Origin of the sequence: Kocuria dechangensis (genome assembly GCF_014636775.1) — a bacterium.
Taxonomy (GTDB): Bacteria; Actinomycetota; Actinomycetes; order Actinomycetales; family Micrococcaceae; genus Kocuria; species Kocuria dechangensis.
In genome coordinates, this window is sequence record NZ_BMEQ01000063.1 from 1 (window position 1) to 2,997 (window position 2,997).

Here is a 2,997-nt window from a genome sequence, read left to right on the forward strand (position 1 = left end):
CCGGCGCTGGACCTCCACCACCCGGAGCTGGCCGCGGAGTCCCCGCAGCAGTCCCCGGTCGACGACGGCGCCATCGCCGCCCGGAAGGGCTGACCACGGTTGAGGGCCTCACTGCACGCTCCGCCCGCCACGGATCAGGGAATGGCGCATGACAAGGACCTGGCCTCCTCCGTGAGGCCGGTGGAGTGCCCCGTGTAGTCTCCCCTCCCACAAGACCGTTGATCACGTGGCCCTGAGCAGGTGCCGGTCGGATCCGGGTGGAACAGGGGAGGGGGAGCAGCGTGGGTTTCCTGGAGATCCTGGAGAGCATCGGCAAGGCCGTCGATGTGGCCGGTGTGGCGGCCATCGTCCTGGGAGCCACCCTGGCCACCCTCATCGCCGCTGACGCTCTCCTGCGTACGGGAGCCAGGGACGGGGTGTATCACCGCTACCGGCGGGGCTTGGGCCGATCCATCCTCCTGGGCCTGGAACTGTTGGTGGCCGCAGACATCATCCGCACCGTGGCGGTCACTCCCACCTTCCAATCGGTCGGGGTGCTGGGGGTGATCGTGCTGATCCGCACGTTCCTCAGCTTCTCCCTGGAGCTGGAGATCACCGGGCGCTGGCCCTGGCAGAAGGCGCCGGAGACGGAAAACCTGCCAGTGCCGGGCCGGGCGGCCGGATCGTCTGATGCCACGCGGAAGAGTGCGCCGACCGACGACGAGGACGTGGCCCAGCAGCGGTAGCGTCTCGAAGACTCCGCGTTCCCCGATGACCTCCCCCAGATCACCGACCGGAGGAGTCCACAATCTCTACCTGTGCTTCGTCCAGGTAGGGCTGCCCGAGGTGCTGGTCGTAGAAGCCGGCCTCCTCGCCTTCTTCCACCGCCTCCTCCACCACTGGAGGATCGAAACCTTCCCGCACGGTGCCGGTCACCTCGACGGTGTCGCCCACCTCGAGGTCCGGGACCGCGTAGGCGGCGCTGACCAGCAAGGGGTCCAGATCCGGGTCGGTGAAACTGGCGAGCTCGAAGGAGGAGCGGGAGCGGATCAGATCCCGGACCTCTCCGGTGAGGCTCACCTGCTGCCCGTTGAAGGAGGACAACCCGGCGTGGAAAGCCCCGTCGTAGGCTCCGGCATACATACCGGTCGGCTCGCCCCCGGGGCCCGGAGTTGTGTGCGTGGCCGGTGGGGATCCGCCGGTCTGCGCGCGGGAAGCCCCGCCCCCAGTGGCCTCAGCACCGGGACTGGGGGCCGGGGATTGGGATGAGCCGCAGCCGGCCAGCACACCGGCGGACAGGCACACCGCCACCACGGCAAGCCCCGGGGTTCTCTGGGAAATGGTCCTCATGGCACTCCTTCGATCTGGCGACGCCACCGGCCTGCGTGTAGCGGCGGCGGTCAGTCGGTGCGGGTGACGGTGGCGTCGGTGAGCACCAGTTCCTCGTCGCGGTTGATGAAGTACTGGGCGGTCTCCTGGTCGGTGACCTGCTGCAGGGCCTCCAGGTCGTTGACGGTGAAGACGTCGCGCTCCTCCACGGTGCCGGTGACCTCCACGTCGTCGCCGGGGGAGAGGTTCTCGGGGAGCTGGTCGGCGATGATGACGGTGTCCTCTTCCCCGATGGTGAGGATGCCGTGGGCGAGGACCTCCTGGACCTCGTTGGTCAGGGTCATGGTGTCTCCGATGAGTTCCTCGGTGGGGATGGTGGACTGGTCGGCTTGGGTCAGTTCGGTCTCCGAGGTGCACCCGGCCACGGTGCCGGCTGTCAGCAGGGCGGCAACACCAGCGGTGAGTGTGCGGGTCGTGATGTCCATGGTGATCCTCTGTTTCCGTGGGTAGGTGTTCGTGCAGGCGTCGGCGACCGCGCCGACCCCGGCGACGTGGCCTCAGCCGGGTCAGGGGGCGGGGGCCGTGGTCTGCGGCGCTGGGGTGCGCACGGAGGTGGCCTCGAGAAAGGGCTGGCCGTCGTAGGAGGCGAGCACCTCCGGCCCCGGCGGGTCTCCGAGGTTCTCCTCGGTGTCGGGGACGTTGTAGGCCTCATGAACGGTGCCGGTGACCTCGACCGGATCACCGGGGCGCAGGGCGGGGGAGGTGTCGTCGAACTCCACCACCAGCAACGGGGCAACCGCCCCGCCCTCACCGGTGTTCTCGGCGGTGTCCTCGGGGGTGGTGATGGTGAAGGCCACAGGGTTGACGACGGTCTCCACCGCCGCGCTGAGCCTCACCTCCTGCTCGGCGTAGTGCTCGAGGTCCTCGGCGAAGGCCTGGGCGTAGGGCCCGGCGTAGGGCCCGGTGGGCAGAGTCTCTGGGTCCAGCAGCTGCTCCGCGGGCGCACCCGGGGACGGGTCGGCGGATCCGCAGGCGGAGAGCCCCAGGGCGGCCACCGCCACTGCGGCGGCGGCGGCCCGGCGGGGCCAGTGGTCGTGGTGGGACATCATCATCGTTCCTGGTCGGTGGTCGGTGGCCGGTGGCCGGTGGCCGGTGGTCGGGGTGGCTGGAGGCGGGGGTGTCTCCTGCCGGGTGCGGCGGGAACGGGTCCGGGCCCGTTCCCTGTCTTCACGCTAAGACCCTGCGCCGGGCGGGAAGGAAGAATCCAGGGGATGCCCAGCGACCCGGCCGGGGGCGTGCACGGGACCGGTACGCAATCGATAGGAACCCGCCCGCTGGGTGCTTCGAGGACCGGACCCGGTGAGTGCCTCGGTTTTCTGGTGGCCGATAGGTGGAGCGGCGGCACGGTGCGGGCCCTGCGTTGTGGCCATGGGCAGGCACTCGGGGTCGTGGCACCGGACGTCGGGGGCGTTCTGGTTCGTCCCCGCCGTGTGCCTGGTGGCCGCAGCGGTGCTGGCCCAGGCGATAGTGGCCATCGACCGGGCGCTGCCCGACATGCGCATAGGCCTTCCACGGTGGCCGGGGCGCCATCGGTCGGGGCGAGGAAAGGGACACCGTGCGGTTCGTCGTCCTCGTCCTCCGCGCCGCCGCCCTGGTCGTCGCCCTCTGGTCGCTGCTCTCCCGGGCGGA

Annotated in this window: 4 protein-coding genes; 1 reads left to right on the plus strand and 3 read right to left on the minus strand. The window is 70.3% G+C overall.

What is annotated here, in order from left to right; all coding sequences use genetic code 11:
* The first annotated feature begins 281 nt into the window (after positions 1 to 281).
* Positions 282 to 725, plus strand: a complete 444-nt coding sequence (locus tag IEW07_RS20575; RefSeq protein ID WP_188540645.1) for a DUF1622 domain-containing protein — start codon at positions 282 to 284, stop codon at positions 723 to 725.
* Positions 726 to 765: 40 nt separating this feature from the next.
* On the opposite strand, the gene IEW07_RS20580 is transcribed toward IEW07_RS20575, so the two are convergent.
* The 3 genes from IEW07_RS20580 to IEW07_RS20590 form a co-directional block, all read right to left on the minus strand.
* On the minus strand, positions 766 to 1,122 hold the full coding sequence (locus IEW07_RS20580) for a hypothetical protein (protein WP_188540646.1): 357 nt from the start codon (positions 1,120 to 1,122) through the stop codon (positions 766 to 768).
* A 257-nt stretch (positions 1,123 to 1,379) separates the two neighbouring features.
* Positions 1,380 to 1,793 carry a hypothetical protein gene (locus IEW07_RS20585; RefSeq protein WP_188540648.1) on the minus strand — a complete coding sequence of 138 codons (414 nt, stop codon included), beginning with the start codon at positions 1,791 to 1,793 and terminating at the stop codon, positions 1,380 to 1,382.
* 81 nt (positions 1,794 to 1,874) lie between these two features.
* On the minus strand, positions 1,875 to 2,420 hold the full coding sequence (locus tag IEW07_RS20590) for a hypothetical protein (RefSeq protein ID WP_188540650.1): 546 nt from the start codon (positions 2,418 to 2,420) through the stop codon (positions 1,875 to 1,877).
* Positions 2,421 to 2,997: the final 577 nt, after the last annotated feature.